The sequence below is a fragment of the Methanocalculus sp. genome (genome assembly GCF_029762515.1).
Taxonomy (GTDB): Archaea; Halobacteriota; Methanomicrobia; order Methanomicrobiales; family Methanocorpusculaceae; genus Methanocalculus.
On sequence record NZ_JARVGN010000186.1, the window covers coordinates 1 to 4353 of the forward strand.

Consider the following 4353-nt stretch of genomic DNA (forward strand, 5'->3'; position numbering starts at 1 on the left):
CCCATCTTTGGCAAGGTGCGGTACATGAATGCAAACGGACTGATGCGGAAAGGAGATATTGATGGATATGTCAAAAGGATACAACAGTTATCTGGTGCATCCGGATAGCGAAGATCATTTTGGGATCTCAATAAAAGAGCCTCTTTGCTATTTCATGAGGGTAGTTTGAAGCAGGTGCGGCGCGGGTAGCGAGGGAGCAGGGTGACAGAGATGATAAACCCTTGCTCATCAGAGCAACCTGAAAGGCGATTCCGAAAGAATCGGGTGTTTATCTACTCTGGCAGCCACCGAAACATTCCCGCCCCTCCCGCGCTGCATCAGCGGTCAGCCAGTACAACCTCCTTGCGAAGCACGTGCGGACGGGGGAAGGGGTGGTGGGGAATGTTCCAGGGTTTTCTCTACTATGATACTGTAGCTAGTTTGGCATATATGGTAACCATCTCGATAGATGCAGGAATTCTATCCCTTTCACCGTCTATGATTTCTGGATATCCAGCGCCTGAGTGAACAGATCCCAATTGCATTATTCAAACACCAAATAGCCAGATTATGATGTGTTCGCTGATTAAAATCCGCACGGATAAGAGAAGATCCATAAAAGAGGAGTTAATTGGCGAGTAACCGGAGATCATCCATACCCGGTGATCTCATAATCAATAACAGTCGATTGACCGGCACATTCCTTTGCATTCTTCAATCCTTCCTCAATCATTTTTTTGATGAGTGCCGGATAGACAGAACCGACCAGCTGTGCAACCGATCGCCCATGGCAGAATACCGCAATTGTAGGTGTGCTCATAATGCCATAACGCTCGGCAATCCAGGGATTCTGTGTGACATCAATCCTGGCAAAGGCGACTGCACCCTTGAATTCCTCTGCATATTCCTCATAATAGGGCATGATCGAGTGGCAGTGGGGGCAGGTTGGAGAATAGAAGAGGAGCGTTATTGGATCATATGTTTTCTCAACCGTCTTCTCCCAGTTCATGGTATCAAGTTCAATGACAGATGACATAGGAACACTATCTCCGGATATTGCTCCACCACTACTTGAACTTACTCCTCGCCAATGCAGTGGTTGATGACGATCTCTGAAATATCACTTGAGTACTCCCCAATACGGGCGATGCTGTTGGCTATATATCCAAAATAGATGCTGGCGGGGCTTCTCTTTTGTATGCTCAGGGCTTTAAGTTCTTTATATAGTACTGTTAGGTCACGGAGAGAGACGATACCGGCATTTGCCTCATAGATATTCCGATCGTAAAAAGAACGCATGCTTCGCTTAAAAATTGTGAGAGCCAGTTCATCTGCTTTTCTGAAAACCTGAATCGTTTCAGTATCGATTAGAGCGCTATCGCCAGTCTCTGATTCAAGGAGAAGAAGGTTCTGGACATAGGTTGCAATCGTCACTGCATGATCGGCGATCCGCTCGATTGTACGGGATATCTGGAAAAATGTCATGGCAGCACCAGCTGTGATATTCATCTTCCGTGAAAGCGCCGGATCATGGGTGATCAGGTGATACTGCCTGTTTATCAGCCAGTGGAGGCGATCGATGTCGTTATCGCGCGATATGACATCCTGGCAGAGTGAAGCGTTCTTCTCCTCAAGAGCGGTGATGGCATCCTCATGCATCGACTTCACAATCGTATACATCCGTTTGATCGTGTTGTCAAGCGGCATCTCGGAAGGATTTAAGATATCCTTTAAGGTAATGGAAGTGTCATTCTCTTCAGCAACCTCCTGGCCGATTGTCATCTGGGTATAGAGCCTCACCATCTGCCTCACATCAGGGGGAATTCTCACCTTTGATGTAATCCTGATCGCAGTATAGCCAGTGATATATGCGCTGATCAAGCATCGGAAGAGGCAGTCAGGATCGGCATAATCCTTCAGGAAAAACTCCTTCTCCCTCTGGGAGGTAATCCCTTTGATATCCGCTGTGATCAGCAGGTTGCCATCCGCCTGGGTGATAATCCCGATCGGATCGTTCTTCTGTATATGGTGTTTTGTTGCCCAGCTTTTTGGGAGAGAGAGGACAAAAGATGAGCCCCCGGTCACCTGGATCTTCCGGATATCCATAGTATCTATCACTGCCTGAAGAGAAGATATACTCCTATTTAGAATTTATATTACTATATATACACATATACTTTCTGATATACCAATACTCTCTATCAGGATTTATCATAGTATTTTCTACCATACAGATGATCGATGACTCGTTCATTCAGCATTAGATCATCTCCGGCATTCCTCGCCGGAGCAGTAGTTCTCCTGCTTGCAGCAGCCCTTGTAAGCGGTTGTGTCGGCAGCGACCCATCAGTTGAACAACGCTCGATCTCAGTCACCGGATCGACAACCGTCCTGCCTATTGCACAGATAGCAGCAGACGCCTATATGGATAAACACCAAAATGATGAGATTCTCGTCTCAGGGGGAGGATCCAGTGTAGGTATCAAGGCAGTCGGTGAAAGAACCGCAGATATCGGAATGGCATCCCGTGACATCAAATCATCTGAGATGGAGCAGTATCCGGGAGTTGTAGAGCATGTTATTGCAGTTGATGGGATTGCACTCATTGTAAACCCTCAGAATCCCGTCTCCTCGCTCACGATGGCTGAGATAAAAGCAATCTATAAGGGAGAGATTACCAACTGGAAGGATGTTGGTGGCAGTGATCGCCAGATCGTTGTGGTTGGCAGAGATAGTGCATCGGGAACTCGTGAGTTCTTCTATGACGAGGTCATGAAGAAGGAAGAGTTCGTCAGAACCCAGCAGGAACTGAACTCCAATGGTGCGGTTAAACAGACGGTTGCCCAGACACCTGATGCAATCGGCTATGTCGGGCTTGGCTATATCGACACAACCGTCAAAGCAATCAGCATCAACAAGGATGGCACGCTCGTTGCACCCACGATTGATAATGTGAAGAATAAAACCTACCCGATCGCCCGTGGTCTTCACATGTATACAAATGGCCCCGAAACCGGTCTGATCAAAGACTATCTTGACTTCCTGGTGAGTGCAGAAGGACAGCAGATCGTCTCGAAAGAAGGCTTTGTGCCAATTAATTAATCTCTCTTTTTCTGATCATCATGCAGAAGAACAGATTTGAATCACAGATTACTGATCTCTTTACCAGGCAGAATAAAGAAAAAGCAATCAGTGGTATCTGGCTTGGAACTGCACTTGTGGCAGTTATTACGATCATTCTGATCATCGGCTTTCTGCTAAAAGAAGGTCTTCCTGCGATCCTTGAGATAGGTATTCCTGCATTCATCTTCAATGAGATCTGGACTCCAACCAGTGAGTTCCCCCAATATGGTATCTACTCCCTGATCGTCGGAACAATTCTTGTAACAATCGGAGCTGTTCTCATTGCTGTTCCTCTTGGGATCGGATCGGCAATCTTCATTGCAGAAGTTGCACCTCCACAGTTCCGTGAGGCAGTAAAGCCCGCAATCGAACTTCTGGCAGGTATTCCATCTGTTGTGTATGGTTTTTTTGGTCTTGTTGTCCTGACAAACTGGCTCAGGATCTCTTTTGATCTCTCATCCGGTGCCACCTGGCTTGCAGGATCGATTATCCTCGGGATCATGGCCCTGCCAACGATTGTATCTGTCTCTGAGGATGCAATCAGCAGTGTTCCAAAAGACTATCGATCTGCGTCTCTTGCCCTTGGAGCAACACGCTGGCAGACGATCACCGGAGTTCTGATCCCTTCTGCCCTATCAGGCATCACAGCGGCAATAATTCTTGGCCTCGGCAGGGCAATCGGCGAGACGATGGCTGTTCTGATGGTCACCGGCAACGCTGCCGTTATCCCGGAACCTCTCTGGAACATCCTGTCACCCATACGGACACTCACTGCCACACTGGGTATTGAGATGGGGGAGGTTGCAATAGGGAGCACCCATTACCACGCACTCTTTGGAATGGCTCTTGTACTCCTTCTGATCACATTGATCATCAACATATCTGCTACATTCATAATGTCAAAGATACGGGATGGGCAGACAGGTTGCTCAAAAGCGCCTTTATTATCTTACAATCAGAGAAACCAGATCAAATCAATCATTATTCTGAGTGTCCTTGTCGTATCTGGCTGGATAGCACACCTGATCGTCGGATTACCGGGCATAGCCATTCTTGCAGCGATACTTGCACTTTTGTATGCCGGATCAAAGCTCCTCTCACGACAGTCAAAGGAGATAATTGCCTTCGGCATCGTCACCTCTGCAACAGCTCTCGTCCTCTTTGCATTGGTTGCGATCATCTTCGACATCGTCTCAAACGGGCTGCCAGCGATCACATGGGAATTCCTGACTGAAGGTCCACGAAATCTTG

General features: G+C 47.4%; 4 protein-coding genes. 2 read left to right on the forward strand and 2 right to left on the reverse strand.

Translation table 11 applies throughout. The features are described 5' to 3' along the window. Positions 1 to 628: 628 nt before the first annotated feature. Together QCH34_RS07585 and QCH34_RS07590 are read right to left on the reverse strand one after the other, a co-directional pair. Positions 629 to 1015 carry a thioredoxin family protein gene (locus QCH34_RS07585; protein ID WP_300332437.1) on the reverse strand — a complete coding sequence of 129 codons (387 nt, stop codon included), beginning with the start codon at positions 1013 to 1015 and terminating at the stop codon, positions 629 to 631. A 41-nt stretch (positions 1016 to 1056) separates the two neighbouring features. Continuing rightward, the gene (locus QCH34_RS07590; protein WP_300332439.1) at positions 1057 to 2085 is read right to left on the reverse strand and encodes a phosphate uptake regulator PhoU; all 1029 of its coding nucleotides are present in this window, start codon (positions 2083 to 2085) and stop codon (positions 1057 to 1059) included. A 135-nt stretch (positions 2086 to 2220) separates the two neighbouring features. Here QCH34_RS07590 and QCH34_RS07595 point away from each other — a divergent pair, with 135 nt between their 5' ends. After that, entirely contained in the window at positions 2221 to 3081 is an 861-nt protein-coding gene (locus QCH34_RS07595) for a phosphate ABC transporter substrate-binding protein (RefSeq protein ID WP_300332441.1), read from the forward strand. A 20-nt stretch (positions 3082 to 3101) separates the two neighbouring features. After that, positions 3102 to 4353, forward strand: a 1252-nt coding sequence (pstC, locus tag QCH34_RS07600; RefSeq protein WP_300332444.1) for a phosphate ABC transporter permease subunit PstC, incomplete at its 3' end; no start/stop codon positions are given.